This window comes from Gordonia sp. WA4-43, assembly GCF_020520305.1.
GTDB lineage: Bacteria > Actinomycetota > Actinomycetes > Mycobacteriales > Mycobacteriaceae > Gordonia > Gordonia hongkongensis.
This window is the reverse complement of record NZ_CP084736.1, coordinates 3,131,589-3,147,084: the sequence shown is the minus strand read 5'-3', so window position 1 is coordinate 3,147,084 and position 15,496 is coordinate 3,131,589. Positions and strand designations below refer to the sequence as shown.

The following is a 15,496-nucleotide window of genomic DNA, read 5'->3' as shown; positions in this document are numbered from 1 at the left end:
ACGAAGTAGCGGTGAGCATCAGACCGGTCGCACCGCCGCTCGACGAACTACGCCGTCGTACGAGCGCGAAGTGGAGCACGCACCCCGACGACGTACTACCGCTGTTCATCGCGGAGATGGACTATCCGCTCGCACCGGTGGTCGCCGACGCCATCATCGACCGAGTACGTGCGTCCGACATCGGTTACGCGGCGACCTCGGGCTCGGCAGGGGAGGCCTTCGCCGGGTTCGCCGACCGTCGGTGGGGGTGGCGGGTGGATCCGGCTGACGTCAGCTCGACGACCGACGTGAGCGTCGTCATCGTCGAGAGTCTGCGCGTCGCGATCAGTCCTGGCGACGGTGTCGTGCTGATGCCCCCGGTCTATCCGCCGTTCTTCGAACTCATCCCGGAGGCCGGAGGTCGCGTCGTCGAGGTGCCCCTTCTCGAAGAACGCGGGTCGTCGTCGACGGCCTGGCGGATGGATCTGGCGGGCATCGAACGCGCCCTCGCCGCTGGCGCCCGGGCGGTTTTACTGTGTCACCCGCACAATCCGCTCGGTCTCGTCCACGACGCCACCGACCTCGCACGACTGGCCGACTTGGCCGCGGCACACGGCGCGACCGTTGTCAGTGACGAGATCCATGCGCCGCTCGTCCACCCCGGCGTGGAGTTCGTCCCGTTCCTCGCGGTGAGCGACACGGCGCGTGACGTCGGCGTGGCCGCACATTCGGCGAGCAAGGCCTTCAATCTCGCCGGTGCCAAGTGCGCGCTCACGGTTGTCGCGTCGGATCGGGGCCGGGCTCTGATCGCGCGGCAACCCGACGAGGTGCGCTATCGCACGAGCATTCTGGGCCGCGCTGCGACCGAAGCGGCATTGGCGCACGGTGATGAGTGGCTCGACGCCACCCTCGAGGTCATCGGGGAGAGCTTCGATCTCCTCGAACTGCTGCTCGCGCAGTATCTTCCGACGGTGCGGTACACGCGGCCGGAGGCGTCGTATCTCGCCTGGCTCGACTTCCGCGAGACCGGGCTGGGCGACGACCCCGGGCTCGTCATTCTCGACAAAGCCCGCGTCGCCCTGCATTACGGACACGCCTTCGGGAATCCGGGTGCCGGTTTCGTTCGACTCAACATCGCTTGCTCCGCCGACGTGCTCACCGAGGCCATCCGGCGGATCGCGGGCGTGGTGCACTGACCCGGGGTCTCCCTCCACCATCACTTCTTGCCGGATCGGCAACCGTCCTTGCCGCTCACGACGGTGCGTGCCACAGTCGAAGGCATGACCACCGAGAACAGCCATCGCCCCGAGGCCGCGACCGAGTCCCGGGGGAGCAACGATCCGGGAACCGCCGAAGGGTGGGACGAGCGGTACCGCAGCGCGGACCGTCTGTGGACCTCCGACGTCAACCCCGCGCTCGTCGCCGAGGTGTCGGACATCGAACCGGGCACCGCGCTCGACGTCGGGTCGGGTGAGGGTGCCGACGCCCGATGGCTCGCCGATCGCGGATGGCAGGTCACGGCCCTCGACATCTCGCAGGTCGCGGTGGATCGGGCCCGTGAGATCGACCCGCGGCCGTCGATCACGTGGTTGCGTGCAGACGTGATCGCCGATGACGTCCCGGCGGCCGGCGTCGACCTCGTGACGCTGCACTACTTTCCGATCCCGAAGGAGGGTTTGGACGCCGCGCGGCGGCTGGTCGAAGCCGTCGGCCCCGGCGGGTCCCTGCTCGTCGTGGCACACGCCCCCGAGGGTGTGCGTGCACATGGCTTCGACCCTGATGCCTACGTCCAACCCGCTGATTTCGCGGGACTGCTCGGCGACGGTTGGGAAATCGTCACCGACGAGACGCGGGCACGTGGACGGGCCGCAGGAGGAGGTCACCACACCCACGACGTGGTGTTCCGGGCGCGGAGACTGGCCGCCTGAGATCCCCTTGCGTTTTGTCCCGGTAGCCGGGACAAAACGCAATCGGATCTGCGTTGCCCGGCGATTGTGATCGGACGGTCCGCAATTGAGTGCACATCTGTACACTCGGGGCATGACCGCCACGACCACGCGTGAGTCCGAGCTGCGGGCGCTCACCGATCTCGGGCTGTACGAGGCCGGCGCTGCCACGCGCGGCGTCGAAGCGATGCACCGCGTCATCGCCGGGGGCGTCTTCCGGATGCTCCGGCCTGTCCTGGGGAGTTCCGTCGACACCGCGCGGATGGTGCATGACGCCGTCAGCGAGGGGACGTACAACTCGATCACCGCTGCCCTCGACGCCGGCCGGTCGGCTGCGGACCATGTGCCCTGGTCGGAGGGCCGCGCGCCCTCGCACACCCCTCGAGGCGCGGTGCTCCTCGGCATCCTCAACGGTCTCATCGGCGATGAACTGGACACCGCGGACTCGCCCCTCACGGCCGACATGTCGATCCGCGTCGACGGCCGGCCGGTCTCCCTCGACGTCGAGTCGCTCCGCGATGGCTTCCCCGACGCGGGTGGACACGTCGTCGTGTTCCTGCACGGCCTGATGGAGTCGGAGTTCGCGTGGTCGCTCAGACCGAAGCAGACTGGGCCCGCTCGCTCCGCTCCCGGCGCCCGGCAACCGACCTACGGCGAGCGGCTGACCCACGACATCGGCGCCACCGAGGTCCAGGTCCGTTACAACACCGGTCGCCACATCAGCGAGAACGGCCGCGCCCTCGCCGACCTTCTCGACGCACTCGTCCTGCTCTGGCCGACGCCGGTGACACGACTGACCCTCATCGGGCATTCGATGGGTGGGTTGGTTGTCCGAAGTGCTTGCCACGCAGCCGATCAGCGCGGCGACTACTGGACGGGCCTGGTGTCGGAGACGGTGTGCCTCGGCACGCCGCACCTCGGGGCTCCACTCGCTCGCGGTGTCCACCTGGCCACGAATGCGCTGAACCGGACGCCGGTCACCCGCCCGATCGGCTCATTGTTGCGTCGTCGGAGTGCCGGGGTGCGAGACCTGTTCCACGGCAGCCTGACCGATGACGACTGGATAGGTCACGACCCGGACGCGTGGTCACAGCCGCCCGGCGCCGACGTGCCGCTGCTGGCGGGCGCTCGCCATCTCTTCGTCACCGCGACGATCACCCGCGACCCCGACCACCCGGTCGGGCGTCTGCTGGGTGACGGCCTGGTGCTCGCGCCGAGTGGGCGCGGGCAGCACACGCGGCAGCGTCGCGGGCTGAAGTTCCAGGAGGGGTTCCACATCGGCAACGCGCACCATTTCACCCTGCTGAACAGCGACGCGATCTACGACTGGCTGCTCGGTCACCTCACCCCGCGAAAGGCCTTGCCGTCCGGTCGGTCGTCGTGAGGGGGCTCGCGGATTCGTCGGCGCGGCGGCGTTCGGTTCAGTGCGGACGGCGCTGCCGGTAACGTCCGCGCGCGGCGAGTACGCCGACGACCCAGCCGACGAGAAAGACCACGGCCAGGATGAACCACAGCGGAGATTCGACACTCACCCAGAACAGGTCGATGCGCACCGTGGTCCGGTTCTGCACGATGAAGACCACCGCGAGAACGGTCAGTCCGAGCGCAATCCATTGCGGCAAAGACACCTTCGACAGCGCGGACGATTTCCCGGTCGCGGGTTTCGGGGTGCCACGGTCTTTGGCCATGCCAGAGACTGTAGGCGCATTCGACGGCGGTCACCGGAGATCCGGTTGCGATTCGTCCCGCAATCCGGGACAAACCGCAACCTGAGCCGGCACCGGGGTTCAAGGGGTCCAGCGGGACCGGTACAGCGCTCTACCGGCAGACCGCCCCTTGTGACGCGGACGTGACGAGCTTGGAGTACTTCGCCAGCACGCCGCGCGTGTACCGCGGCGGGAGGGGAGTGAACTCCTGTGCACGCGAAGCGAGTTCGTCGTCGTCGACGAGGAGATCGAGGAGACCGCGGCCGACGTCGAGCCGAATGCGGTCGCCGTCGCGGACCAGTGCGATCGGTCCGCCGTCGACGGCCTCCGGCGCGATGTGACCCACGCACAGACCGGTGGTGCCGCCGGAGAATCGGCCGTCGGTCATCAACAGCACGTCCTTGCCGAGACCCGCGCCCTTGATGGCGCCGGTGATCGCGAGCATCTCCCGCATGCCCGGTCCGCCCTTCGGGCCTTCGTACCGGATGACGACGACGTCCCCGGCAGTGATCGTGCCGTCCTCGAGTGCGTCCATCGCGGCGCGTTCGCGGTCGAAAACCCGTGCCGTTCCCTCGAAGACGTCGGAGTCGAAGCCGGCGGACTTCACCACGGCGCCCTCGGGGGCCAGCGATCCCTTGAGGATGGTGATGCCGCCGGTGGGATGGATGGGCGACTTCGTGGCCCGCAGGACCTGGCCGTCCGGGTCCGGCGGCGCGATGTGCGCCAAGTTCTCGGCGACCGTCGATCCGGTCACCGTCAGGCAGTCGCCGTGCAGGAGGCCCGCGTCGAGGAGCGCCTTCATCACCACCGGCACACCGCCGATGCGATCGACGTCGGTCATCACGTGCCGGCCGAACGGCTTGACGTCGGCGAGGTGCGGAACCCGGCTGCCGACGCTGATGAAGTCGTCGAGCGACAGTTCGACCTCGGCCTCGTTGGCGATGGCGAGGAGGTGGAGCACGGCATTGGTCGAGCCGCCGAACGCCATCACCACGGCGATCGCGTTCTCGAAGGCCTCGCGGGTCATGATGTCGCGCGCGGTGATACCGCGGCGCAGCATCTCGACGACGGCGACCCCGCTCTGGCGGGCGAACTGGTCGCGGCGCTTGTCCGGGGCCGGGGGCGCGGCACTGCCCGGGATCGACATCCCGAGTGCCTCGGCCGCGCTGGCCATCGTGTTGGCGGTGTACATGCCGCCGCACGCACCCTCACCCGGGCAGATCGCGCGCTCGATGGTGTCGACGTCCTCCCGGCTCATCAGTCCCCGCGAGCACGCGCCGACCGCCTCGAAGGCGTCGATGATGGTCACCTGACGCTCTTTGCCGTCGGACAGCGTCGCGTATCCGGGCAGCGTCGACCCGGCGTAGAGGAACACCGACGCGAGGTCGAGCCGGGCCGCGGCCATCAGCATGCCGGGCAGGGACTTGTCACAACCGGCCAGCAGGACCGAACCGTCCAACCGCTCGGCGCTCATGACGGTTTCGACGCTGTCGGCGATCACCTCACGGGACACCAGCGAGAAGTGCATGCCCTCGTGACCCATCGAGATGCCGTCGGAGACCGAGATGGTGCCGAACTCGAGCGGATACCCGCCGCCCTCGTGCACACCTTCTTTGACCGCCTTGGCCAGCCGGTCGAGCGACAGGTTGCAGGGCGTGATCTCGTTCCACGACGACCCGACGCCGATCTGCGGTTTCACCCAGTCGTCGTCGCCCATGCCCACCGCGCGGAGCATGCCGCGGGCCGCGGTCTTCTCCAAGCCGTCCGTGACGTCGCGACTACGCGGTTTGATGTCGATCTCGGCGTCCGGTTCGGTTCGCTTGGTCATGAGGGCAAGAGTAGTGGTCATCGCCGGCGAGTGGTCGGAACACCCGATGCCCGTCGACGGCGTCACCAGATCGTGCGCGGACAGCACAGAACCGTGCGCTCGTGACCAGATCGGTGCCCGCCGGAGTGGTTAAGGTCCAGCTTGACCCCGTTCTCCCCTGGAAAGGCCGTCGGTATGAACCCCAGAATCGCGCTCCGGAAACTGGCCGGACGGGCAGTACTCGTCTCGACGCTGATGGCCGCGGCCGTCGGCCTGTCGGTGGTCCCCGCCCACGCCCAGCCGTCGGCCCCGACCGTCGTCCTGGTGCACGGGGCGTTCGCGGATTCGTCGGGCTGGCGCGACGTCGCGCAGGATCTGCGCAGCAGGGGACTGGCGGTCCAGACCTTCGACAATCCGCTCCGGTCCCCGGCCTACGACTCCGAGCAGCTCGAGAAGAAGCTGGCGACGATCGACGGACCGATCGTCCTCGTCGGTCACTCCTACGGCGGCTTCGTCATCACCAACACCCAGGACCCCGACGTCCGTGCCAACGTCTACATCGCCGCCTTCGCGCCGACCACGGGCGAGTTCGTCCAGGGGCTGCTGAACCCGATCACCTATCCCGGTAGCCGGCTCCTTCCGCCGGCCCTGCAGCTGACGGTGGTCGAGAACGACCCGACCGGCGTGGCCGGACGCAACGTCGACGGTTACATCGCGCGCCCGTACTTCCGGGAGATCTTCGCGCAGGACGTGTCGCCCGCGGTCGCCGCCGACATGTTCGCCCACCAGAAATCCGCCGCGCTCCGCGCCAACCTGGAACCGTCCGGACCGCCGTCGTGGGCACGGGTGCCCAGCTGGTACCTCGTCTCGCAGCAGGATCGGGTGATCCCACCGGCGCTGCAGCGATTCCTGGCCGGACGAGCCGCACCCGGGCGCACCGCGGAGGTCAACGCCTCGCACGCCTCACTGGTCTCTCGCCCCGACGCGGTCTCGCGGATGGTGCTCCGAGCGGTCGACGCGACGCAACCGCGCTGACCCCCGGGTGTCCGTCCCCGCATTGTGAGCGCGGTGATTCTAATCGGACCGAGGCCGACGAGGGTGGCGCAATGACCTGCGGCCGAGCACGGGCCGCAGGTCACGGCGTACCGCCGGTGGCGCATTCGCCCCGGGCCGCGAGCAGCGCCGCCCACAGGCATTCCGGGGTCGGCCCGATCGCGTTATCGTGCCATTCATGCAGCTCAGGACCACAGCGGCCGGACGGCTCCGGGCGGACAACGCCCGTATGGTCGCCGACGTGCTCCGGCGACAGATCCACGACGGCGACCTCGCCGATTCGCTCGACGAACGCACCCTCATCGCCGACTTCAACGTCTCCCGCAACACCATCCGCGATGCACTCGCGATCCTCACCGAGGAACGACTGATCGAGCGCGCGCCCCGGGTCGGCACCCATGTCGTGGCTCGCAAACTCGATCATGGACTCGATGCACTGCAGGGACTGAAAGAGGCATTCCGCATGCACGGCGAGGTGCGCAACACGGTCAAGATCGCCACCCTCGTCGATGCCCCCCGCGCCGTCGCGAGACGGCTGCAACTCGCCGACGCGCAGGCCGTCTACATCGAACGGCTGCGCTACCTCGACGACGAGCCGATCAGCCTGGACATCACGTATCTCGTGCCGGACCTCGGCATCCCCCTGCTCGAGCACGACCTCGAGAACAACGACGTGTTCACGCTTCTCGAGCAGATCGCCGACGGCCCCCTCGGACACGCGACGATGACGGTGGAGGCCGTCGACGCCGACCCGCATTCGGCGGCGCATCTCGAGATCGGTTCGGGTACCTCGCTGCTGCTGCTCGAACGACTGACCCATCTCGCGCACGAGAGCCGCCCCGTCGATCTCGAGTACATCCGGATGCGCAGTGACCGAGTCTGTCTGCGGAGCACCGCCCGACGCGAGGCGGCCGGCTCATGAGTCAGGTCAACAACCGGGTCGACGTGCCGGTCACCATCGACGAATCGCTGTGCATCGAGGGCTGCACCCTCTGCGTCGAGGTCTGTCCTCTCGACTCGCTGGCGATCAACCCGGAATCGAGCAAGGCCTTCATGCATGTCGACGAGTGTTGGTACTGCGGGCCGTGCGCGGTCCGATGCCCGACGGGTGCGGTCACCGTCAACATGCCCTATCTGCTCCGCTGAAATCTTCTGCCCCACAACGCCGGTACTGCAACGCAACCGGCGGCGATCACCCATGCCCATGGTCCCAGCCCAAAGGACGTCCGATGAGAACACGTCTCCGATCCCGACAACTGGCGGCGATCACCGTCACGCTCGCCGTCGCCCTCGGCAGTGCCGCCTGCTCGCTGGAGGACACCGGTGACACCGACGCCATCCGGGTCGTCGTCGGTTATCAGTCGAAGACGATCAACACGGTGACCGCCGGGACCCTGCTACGCGCGGAAGGTCAGTTCGAGAAGCGGCTCGCCGAGGTCACCGAGCGGACCGGCCAGGAGTACACGGTCGAGTGGCAGGACTTCGACACCGGCGCGCCGATCACGACCGGGATGATCGCGGGCAAGATCGACCGCGGGTCGATGGGTGACTATCCGTTGCTGATCAACGGATCCCGTGCCGGTGCCGAGGAGAAGACCCGCACCGAGATGCTGTCGGTCACGGGATCCAGCCCGCGGGGTTCGCTGAACATGGTTGTGGTCCCGCAGAATTCACCGGCCACGACGATCGCCGATCTACGCGGGAAGTCAATCTCGGCCAGCGTCGGATCGGCCGGTCACGGGACGCTCGTGCAGGCCCTCGACCGCGTTGGGATCGACCCCACCACCGGGGTGCAGGTGCAGAACCAACAGCCGCAGGTGGGCGCGTCGGCGCTCGAGTCGGGCAAGGCGGATGCCCTGGCCCAGTTCGTGGCCTGGCCCGGACTCCTGGTCTTCCAGGACAAGGCTCGGTTGCTCTATGACGGAGCCCAGCTCGGGGTTCCGACCCTGCACGGCGTCGTCGCGAGATCTGCCTACGCGCAGGAGAACCCGGACGTGGTCCAGGCCTTCCTGCGCGCGCAGCTCGATTCGACCGAGTCCCTGACCCGCGACCCGCTCGCCGCCGCCGAACTCGTCGCGGAGAACAGCGGTCTCCCGGCCGAGGTCGTCTACCTCTACAACGGCCCGGGCGGAACGGACTTCAATCCGGCCATCAAGTCGGGCCTCGTCGAGGCGCTGCGCAACGACGTCCCCTACCTGAAGTCCATCGGCAGCTTCCCCCACGAGATCGACCTGGACACCTTCGTCGATCCGGGGCCGCTGCAGGAGACCTTCGCCGCGGCCGGCGTCGACTACTCGGAAGCCCTGAGCCGCAGCGGCAATGCTTCCGTCACTCGTGGTGACGACCCGGTCTGCGGGGTCGCGGTCGACCCGGCGACCGCCGGTGAGATCTGGTTGCGCGGACAGGAGCGGACCCAGCCCGCCGCTGATCCGACCTGCTTGCTGCGCGGGGTCGCACAGGCTCGACGACAAGGGCAGGAAGTCCGGGCCGCCTACATCTCGGACCCGCAGCTCGGGACCCGCTGGTTCGCCGACAAGGCGGTGTGGCTGCGGGAGGGTGACCGGTACGTCGCGTTCACCACGACCGACAGCGCGCGACAGTACCGCGCGACGCATCCCGGTGCCGTCGACGTGACGTACGAGCAGGCACTTGCCGGAGTCGTGTCATGACCACCGCGACGATCGGATCGGTCGCCGTCGACGACACGGCCACCGATTCGGTGCCGGCCCGGACCCCGGACGGGTCGAACCGATACTGGCACTGGGGAGTCCGGATACTGGTCCTGATGGTGGCCGGTGTCGTCTGGCAGCTGCTGACCACGCACGACGTGGTTCTGTGGGCCAGGTTCGACACCATTCCCTCGCTCACCGACGTCGGCCAGGCGTTCTGGGCAGCTCTCGGAACCGAGCAGTACTACCTGGATCTCGGCCAGTCGCTGATCCGGATCGGTACGGGATTCGCGCTGGCGGTCTGCGTCGGCATCCCGGTGGGAATCGCCCTCGGCCGCTCCGGGACAGCGCGACTCACGGTCGGCACCCTCACCGAGGTGCTCCGTCCGATCCCGGCGATCGCCCTGGTACCGGTCGCGATCCTGGTGTTGCCGACCGACGAGGCCGGCATGGTCTTCATCACCTTCGCCGCGGCGTTCTTCCCCATCCTCGTTGCGACCCGCCATGCCGTCCGGGCGCTGCCCACGATCTGGGAGGACTCGGTGCGGACGATGGGCGGCACCCGTCGAGACGTCGTCCTCCGGGTGATCCTGCCCGGCATCGCGCCGGGTGTGTTCAGCGGGCTGTCGGTCGGGGTCGGCGTCGCCTGGATCTGCCTCATCTCCGCCGAGATGATCTCCGGCCGGCTCGGGGTCGGATACCGGACGTGGCAGGCGTACACGGTGGTCGACTACCCGCAGGTGTTCGTCGGCATGCTGACCATCGGCGTGCTCGGCGCACTGACGTCGGGGCTGATCGAGGTGATCGGACGGCGGGTCACCCGCTGGCTGCCGCGAGGACAGGAGCAACGATGACCCCGACGACGGCAGGAGCGACGATGGCCCCCACGACAACGGCATTGACGGCGGACTCGGTCGCCGCGATGCGGCTCGATCTCGAGGACATCCGGATCGGTTACGAGGACTCGACGGTGATCGACGGATTCGACCTCGTCGTCGGCGCCGGCGAGATCGTCGTCCTGACGGGACCATCCGGGTGCGGGAAGTCCACGATCCTCCGCGCCGTCGCGGGTCTCCTGCCGGTCCGCGGCGGTCGAATCCTGGCAGACGGCGACCCGGTTGGCACCACGTCTCGGGATCGGGCCATGGTGTTCCAGGACGATGCGCTGCACCCATGGCGGACGGTACGCGGGAACATCCTGCTGGCGTTGACATTGCGCGGCGTCCCGCGGCGACACCGCCGGGATCAGGCCGAGCAGTGGATCATCGAGATCGGTCTGGACGGCTTCGCCGACCACCTGCCGAAGTCGTTGTCCGGCGGCATGCGTCAGCGCGTGCAGCTCGCCCGTGGACTCGCCGGGTCGCCGAGAGCGGTTCTGATGGACGAACCCTTCGGGGCGCTCGACGCGCAGACACGGACCGCCATGCAGCGATTGCTGCTGCAGACCCTCTCGGCGCATCCGTCGACCGTGGTCTTCGTGACCCACGACGTCGACGAGGCGCTGCTGTTGGGCGACCGGGTCGTCGTCCTGGGCCGTGCGGGCGAGACCGTCCGCGCCACCGTCGACGTCCCGCACCCTCGCGACCCGGATCGCCGCGGGGACGACGCCACCCGGCGGCTGCGCCGCACCATCCTCGATGCATTGGAGAAGTGAACCGGCAGTGGATATCCCAGACATCACCGACCGGAGTCGGCTCGACTGTGACGTGCTGGTCATCGGCGGCGGGACCGCCGGGACGATGGCCGCCCTCACCGCCGCCGAGAACGGCGCGTCGGTCCTGCTGCTCGACAAGGCGCATGTTCGCCACTCCGGGGCCCTCGCCATGGGGATGGACGGCGTGAACAACGCGGTCATCCCCGGCAAGGCCACCCCCGAGGATTACGTCGCGGAGATCACTCGGGCCAACGACGGCATCGTGAACCAGAAGACGGTGTATCAGACGGCGACTCGTGGCTTCGCGATGATCGGCCGTCTGGAACGCTACGGCGTGAAGTTCGAGAAGGACGAGTACGGCGAGTACGCGGTCCGCCGGGTGCACCGGTCGGGGTCGTACGTCCTGCCCATGCCCGAGGGCAAGGACGTGAAGAAGGCGCTGTACCGCGTCCTGCGCAAGCGGGACATGCGCGAGAAGATCACGATCGAGAACCGCTTGATGCCCGTGCGGGTCCTGACCGCGGGCGGGCGCGCGGTGGGTGCGGCCGCGTTGCACACGCGCACAGGCGAGTTCGTCGAGATCGGGGCCAAGACGGTCATTCTCGCCACCGGGCCCTGCGGTCGCCTGGGCCTGCCCGCCTCCGGGTACCTCTACGGCACCTATGAGAACCCGACGAACGCCGGCGACGGTTACTCGATGGCCTACCACGCGGGCGCGGAGCTCAGCGGCATCGAGTGCTTCCAGATCAACCCGCTGATCAAGGACTACAACGGCCCGGCGTGTGCGTATGTGGCGAACCCGTTCGGCGGGTACCAGGTGAACGCCGACGGCGAGCGGTTCGTCGATTCCGACTATTGGTCGGGCGACATGATGGCGGAGGTGAAGTCCGAGATCGAGTCGGCGCGCGGCCCGATCTATCTCAAGGTCAGTCACCTTCCCGACGAGACGCTGGATTCGCTCGAGTCGATCCTGCACACCACCGAACGACCCACGCGGGGAACGTTCCACAGCAACCGCGGACACGACTACCGGACCCACGACATCGAGATGCACATCTCCGAGATCGGTCTGTGCAGTGGACATTCCGCGTCCGGCGTCTGGGTCGACGAGCACGGACGCACCACCGTCGACGGCCTGTATGCGGCCGGCGACCTCGCGTGCGTGCCGCACAACTACATGATCGGCGCATTCGTCTATGGCGAGCTCACCGGTCAGCACGCCAGCGACTCCGCCCGCGACCTGGCCGCGCCTACCGAACTGCCGATGGACCAGCTGCGTGCCGCCCACGAGCTGATCTACCGACCGCTGACCCACCCCGACGGCCCGCCCCAGCCACAGGTGGAGTACAAGCTGCGCCGATTCGTCAACGACTATGTGGCGCCGCCGAAGACGTCGAACAAGCTCGCCATCGCCATCGAGACCTTCGAGCGCATGCGCTCGGAGATCGAGCAGATGGGCGGGCGGACCCCGCACGAACTGATGCGGTGTGCGGAGGTGTCGTTCATCCGCGACTGCGCCGAACTGGCGGCCCGTAGTTCGTTGACACGCACCGAGAGTCGGTGGGGTCTCTATCACGAGCGTGCCGATCTCCCCGAGCGCCGGGACGACGAGTGGGGCTACCACCTGAACGTCCGCAAGGCCGCCGACGGCACGATGGAGTTCCTCGGTCGGCCGGTCGAACCCTTCCTGGTCGATGTCGAGGGGCTGGACCACATCCCGCCGGCCGACCGCACGGTGATCGCGATCGAACAACCGGTCGTGTCGACGGGCCCGGGATACCGCGGTGTCGAGAGCCCGGTGCGTGAGACCACGAGGAAGGACGAGTCCACGGCAACGGCGTCACCGAGGATCGTCGAACTGCTCGGAACCTCGGTGACCCACGCCGCCGATCTCGCCGATTATCTGGCAGACCCGGATCCGACGGTCCGCCGAACCGCGATCGCGGTGCTGACCGAGAACACCCCGGACGGGTTCGAGATGGCCGTGGTCGGAGCGCTGGCCGACGCTGTGGCACCGGTCCGCGGAGCGGCGACGCAGGGGCTGCGGGAACTCGTCGAGATCATCGACCCGACCGCGGAGTTCGTGTCGGCGCTCGCCAATCACGCCGAGTCCCCGGACCCGGTCGTGCGTGCGACCGTCGTCGACCTGTTGCGCGCCGTGCGCGCTGATCGGGTGGACCTGTTCGCCTCCGCCACAGAGGATTCCGACCACCGCGTCCGGATCGAGGCCATCCGCGCGCTGGTGTCTCGGGACGAGTCCGAGCTGATCGCCGGCCTGGCAACGGATCCCGACCGTGAGGTCCGGATCGCGGTGGCCGACGGACTGGCGACGGTCGGGGGCGGTGGTGTGGAAGCCGTGCGGACACTGGCGGCCGACCGAGATCCCCTCGTCCGGGCCGCGGCGTTCTCCGCGATGGCGGTCGTGGGTGACGGCGCTGTCGACGGCCCGGTCCTCGTCCGTGCGTTACGGGAGACCGCATGGCAGGTGCGCGTCGGCGCGGCGCGGGGGCTCGCGATCGCACGAGACGAAACGACGGTCTCGGCGCTGGAAAAGACCATCGCGGATGTCCACAACGACGTCCGGCGTGCTGCCGCACTCACCCTCGCGGAGTGGAGTGACGATCCGGTGGTCCGGCGGATTCTCGAAGGGGCCGCCGACGACCCGGACGCCGACGTCCGGGCCGCGGTCCGGCGGAGTCTGCGGAGCTCGCTCGCCCCACACTGAGAAACGTTGCGGGGGCACGAGGCGCCGAGCCACGACCGCCTCCACAACCGGTCCGCGTCACGGACAGCACAGAACCGTGCAGTCTCGACACGATCGGCTGACGGGTTTCCTCCTACGGTGATCCCACATCGACACCGGAGGATCCCGGAGGACCCATGCCGTACGTCACCACGCTCGACGGAACCGAGATCTATTACAAGGACTGGGGTGCCGGACGTCCGGTCGTGCTCAGCCACGGGTGGCCGCTCAACGCCGACAGTTGGGAGTCTCAACAGCTCTTTCTGGCGCAGAACGGGTATCGGGCGATCGCGCACGACCGTCGCGGACACGGCCGCTCGTCGCAGACGTGGTCGGGCAACGAGATGAACACGTATGCCGACGATCTCGCGGAACTGATCCGGCATCTCGATCTGCAGGAGCTCACGCTCGTCGGGTTCTCCACCGGTGGCGGTGAGGTCACCCGTTACATCGGGCGGCACGGTACCGATCGCGTGGCGCAACTGGTGCTGGTCTCCGCGGTGCCCCCGTTCATGCTCCAGACCGACGACAACCCCGGTGGGGTCCCGATCGAGGTGTTCGACGGCATCCGGTCGGCATCCACCGCCGATCGCTCGCAGGCCTATCGCGATCTCGCCGACGGGCCCTTCTTCGGCAACAACCGAGACGGCCAGAGTCCGTCGCAGGGCATGCGTGATGCCTTCTGGCGACAGGGCCTGCAGGCGGGCGCACACAACGCCTACGAGAGCATCGCCGCGTTCTCGGCCACCGACTTCCGGAGCGACCTCGCACGCGTGGACGTCCCCACCCTCGTCATCCACGGCGACGACGACCAGGTGGTGCCGTTCGAGGTGGGCGGCAAGGCGTCCGCCGAACTGGTCGACGGCGCCGAGCTGAAGGTCTACCCCGGTGCACCTCACGGGATCACCGACACGCACAAGGGCGAGCTCGACGACGATCTGCTCGCCTTCCTCGACACCTACACCGCCCCCTGAGCCCACGCCGGGCCCTGACAATCGGAGACTGCACATGACCACACCGCCGCCCGACACCATCGTCCTCGTCCACGGCTTGTGGGTGACGCCCCGGTCCTGGGAAGACTGGATCACCTACTACCAAGACAAGGGGTATCGGGTCATCGCCCCGGCCTACCCCGGCTTCGAGGTGGAAGTCGAGTCCCTGAGGGAGAACTCCGACGTGATCGCGGATCTCACGGTGCCCGCGACGGTCGACCACCTTGCCGGGATCATCCGCGCGCTGCCGTCGCCGCCGATCATCATGGGGCATTCCTTCGGTGGCGTGCTCACGCAGTTGCTGGTCGACCGCGGGCTCGGTGCGGCTGCGGTGGCCATCAACTCCGCGCCGACCGAAGGCGTTCGGACGCAGCCGCTTTCGCAGGTGAAGTCGTTGTTCCCGATCCTCAAGCGCTTCTCGAACCGCCACAAGGCGGCCGGTTTCACACCGAAGGAGTGGCACTACGCCTTCACCAACACCCTGAACGACGACGACTCGCGCGCGGTGTACGACCGGTACGCGATCGCCGCGCCCGGATCGTGGGTCTGGAAGTACGGCGTGTTCGCAAACCTCACCCCGGGACATTAGGAGACCTGGGTGGATTACCGGCGCGACGACCGTGCACCGCTGCTGTTCATCGCCGGCGGGGCCGACCACATCATGCCGCCCGCGGTGAACAAGTCGAACGCGAAGAAGTACCGCCGGTCCAAGGCGCTGACCGAGTATTACGAGTTCCCCGGGCGGTCGCACTGGACCTGCGGTGAGCGGGGTGGGAGAAGGTCGCCGACCACGCGCTCCGGTGGGCGGAGGAGCACTCCGCGCGGGGAGCGTTGCCGGCGTGAACATAAACGCCATCCCCGCTCCCTGAGGAGCGCTCGGAGCTTGCGGAGGGCGCGGCAGTCCTGCTCCCTGAGGAGCGCTCGGAGCTTGCGGAGGGCGCGGCAGT

The 15,496-nt window shown here is 68.4% G+C and carries 14 protein-coding genes; 12 read left to right on the top strand and 2 right to left on the bottom strand.

Annotation, left to right across the window (positions count from 1 at the left end):
- The first annotated feature begins 11 nt into the window (after positions 1-11).
- The 3 genes from LEL84_RS14015 (at position 12) to LEL84_RS14005 (ending at position 3,309) form a co-directional block, all read left to right on the top strand.
- The gene (locus LEL84_RS14015; protein WP_226511952.1) at positions 12-1,175 is read left to right on the top strand and encodes a MalY/PatB family protein; all 1,164 of its coding nucleotides are present in this window, start codon (positions 12-14) and stop codon (positions 1,173-1,175) included.
- A gap of 84 nt (positions 1,176-1,259) precedes the next feature.
- A complete protein-coding gene (locus LEL84_RS14010) occupies positions 1,260-1,907 on the top strand; it encodes a class I SAM-dependent methyltransferase (RefSeq protein ID WP_226511951.1) in 648 nt (215 codons plus the stop codon).
- A 112-nt stretch (positions 1,908-2,019) separates the two neighbouring features.
- Positions 2,020-3,309, top strand: coding sequence for an esterase/lipase family protein (locus tag LEL84_RS14005; RefSeq protein WP_226511950.1), 1,290 nt, complete (start codon positions 2,020-2,022; stop codon positions 3,307-3,309).
- 37 nt (positions 3,310-3,346) lie between these two features.
- Here the strand turns inward: LEL84_RS14005 and LEL84_RS14000 are convergent, their stop codons facing one another.
- Both LEL84_RS14000 and ilvD read right to left on the bottom strand, forming a co-directional pair.
- Positions 3,347-3,613, bottom strand: coding sequence for a lipopolysaccharide assembly protein LapA domain-containing protein (locus LEL84_RS14000; protein WP_137810943.1), 267 nt, complete (start codon positions 3,611-3,613; stop codon positions 3,347-3,349).
- A 130-nt stretch (positions 3,614-3,743) separates the two neighbouring features.
- Positions 3,744-5,459: a dihydroxy-acid dehydratase gene (gene ilvD / locus LEL84_RS13995; RefSeq protein WP_065631105.1), complete on the bottom strand. Its 1,716-nt coding sequence runs from the start codon at positions 5,457-5,459 to the stop codon at positions 3,744-3,746.
- Between the two features lie 174 nt (positions 5,460-5,633).
- On the opposite strand from ilvD, the gene LEL84_RS13990 reads away from it, so the two are divergent.
- From LEL84_RS13990 to LEL84_RS13950, 9 genes are all read left to right on the top strand, one after another.
- A complete protein-coding gene (locus LEL84_RS13990) occupies positions 5,634-6,473 on the top strand; it encodes an alpha/beta fold hydrolase (protein WP_226511949.1) in 840 nt (279 codons plus the stop codon).
- A 247-nt stretch (positions 6,474-6,720) separates the two neighbouring features.
- Positions 6,721-7,413 (top strand): GntR family transcriptional regulator, encoded by a 693-nt coding sequence (locus LEL84_RS13985; protein WP_319005278.1) that lies wholly within the window; start codon positions 6,721-6,723, stop codon positions 7,411-7,413.
- On the top strand, positions 7,410-7,637 hold the full coding sequence (locus LEL84_RS13980; RefSeq protein WP_226511947.1) for a ferredoxin family protein: 228 nt from the start codon (positions 7,410-7,412) through the stop codon (positions 7,635-7,637). Before LEL84_RS13985 ends, LEL84_RS13980 begins: the two co-directional genes overlap by 4 nt.
- Positions 7,638-7,720: 83 nt before the next feature.
- Complete coding sequence (locus LEL84_RS13975) at positions 7,721-9,160, top strand: ABC transporter substrate-binding protein (protein WP_226511946.1); 1,440 nt, start codon at positions 7,721-7,723, stop codon at positions 9,158-9,160.
- On the top strand, positions 9,157-10,014 hold the full coding sequence (locus LEL84_RS13970; protein ID WP_226511945.1) for an ABC transporter permease: 858 nt from the start codon (positions 9,157-9,159) through the stop codon (positions 10,012-10,014). Before LEL84_RS13975 ends, LEL84_RS13970 begins: the two co-directional genes overlap by 4 nt.
- Positions 10,015-10,082: 68 nt before the next feature.
- Positions 10,083-10,814, top strand: a complete 732-nt coding sequence (locus LEL84_RS13965; RefSeq protein WP_226514322.1) for an ABC transporter ATP-binding protein — start codon at positions 10,083-10,085, stop codon at positions 10,812-10,814.
- Positions 10,815-10,821: 7 nt separating this feature from the next.
- On the top strand, positions 10,822-13,539 hold the full coding sequence (locus tag LEL84_RS13960; protein WP_226511944.1) for a fumarate reductase/succinate dehydrogenase flavoprotein subunit: 2,718 nt from the start codon (positions 10,822-10,824) through the stop codon (positions 13,537-13,539).
- Between the two features lie 155 nt (positions 13,540-13,694).
- Positions 13,695-14,531 (top strand): alpha/beta fold hydrolase, encoded by an 837-nt coding sequence (locus tag LEL84_RS13955; protein ID WP_226511943.1) that lies wholly within the window; start codon positions 13,695-13,697, stop codon positions 14,529-14,531.
- A gap of 34 nt (positions 14,532-14,565) precedes the next feature.
- Positions 14,566-15,138, top strand: a complete 573-nt coding sequence (locus LEL84_RS13950; protein WP_226511942.1) for an alpha/beta hydrolase — start codon at positions 14,566-14,568, stop codon at positions 15,136-15,138.
- The last annotated feature ends 358 nt before the right edge of the window (positions 15,139-15,496 follow it).

What these genes read in the sequence shown, in the direction of transcription:
- LEL84_RS14010 (WP_226511951.1), top strand. Translation starts at nt 1,260, where the DNA reads ATGACCACCGAGAACAGCCATCGCCCCGAGGCCGCGACCGAGTCCCGG.
- LEL84_RS14005 (WP_226511950.1), top strand. Translation starts at nt 2,020, where the DNA reads ATGACCGCCACGACCACGCGTGAGTCCGAGCTGCGGGCGCTCACCGAT.
- LEL84_RS14000 (WP_137810943.1), bottom strand. Translation starts at nt 3,613, where the DNA reads ATGGCCAAAGACCGTGGCACCCCGAAACCCGCGACCGGGAAATCGTCC.
- ilvD (WP_065631105.1), bottom strand. Translation starts at nt 5,459, where the DNA reads ATGACCAAGCGAACCGAACCGGACGCCGAGATCGACATCAAACCGCGT.
- LEL84_RS13990 (WP_226511949.1), top strand. Translation starts at nt 5,634, where the DNA reads ATGAACCCCAGAATCGCGCTCCGGAAACTGGCCGGACGGGCAGTACTC.
- LEL84_RS13985 (WP_319005278.1), top strand. Translation starts at nt 6,721, where the DNA reads ATGGTCGCCGACGTGCTCCGGCGACAGATCCACGACGGCGACCTCGCC.
- LEL84_RS13980 (WP_226511947.1), top strand. Translation starts at nt 7,410, where the DNA reads ATGAGTCAGGTCAACAACCGGGTCGACGTGCCGGTCACCATCGACGAA.
- LEL84_RS13975 (WP_226511946.1), top strand. Translation starts at nt 7,721, where the DNA reads ATGAGAACACGTCTCCGATCCCGACAACTGGCGGCGATCACCGTCACG.
- LEL84_RS13970 (WP_226511945.1), top strand. Translation starts at nt 9,157, where the DNA reads ATGACCACCGCGACGATCGGATCGGTCGCCGTCGACGACACGGCCACC.
- LEL84_RS13965 (WP_226514322.1), top strand. Translation starts at nt 10,083, where the DNA reads ATGCGGCTCGATCTCGAGGACATCCGGATCGGTTACGAGGACTCGACG.
- LEL84_RS13955 (WP_226511943.1), top strand. Translation starts at nt 13,695, where the DNA reads ATGCCGTACGTCACCACGCTCGACGGAACCGAGATCTATTACAAGGAC.
- LEL84_RS13950 (WP_226511942.1), top strand. Translation starts at nt 14,566, where the DNA reads ATGACCACACCGCCGCCCGACACCATCGTCCTCGTCCACGGCTTGTGG.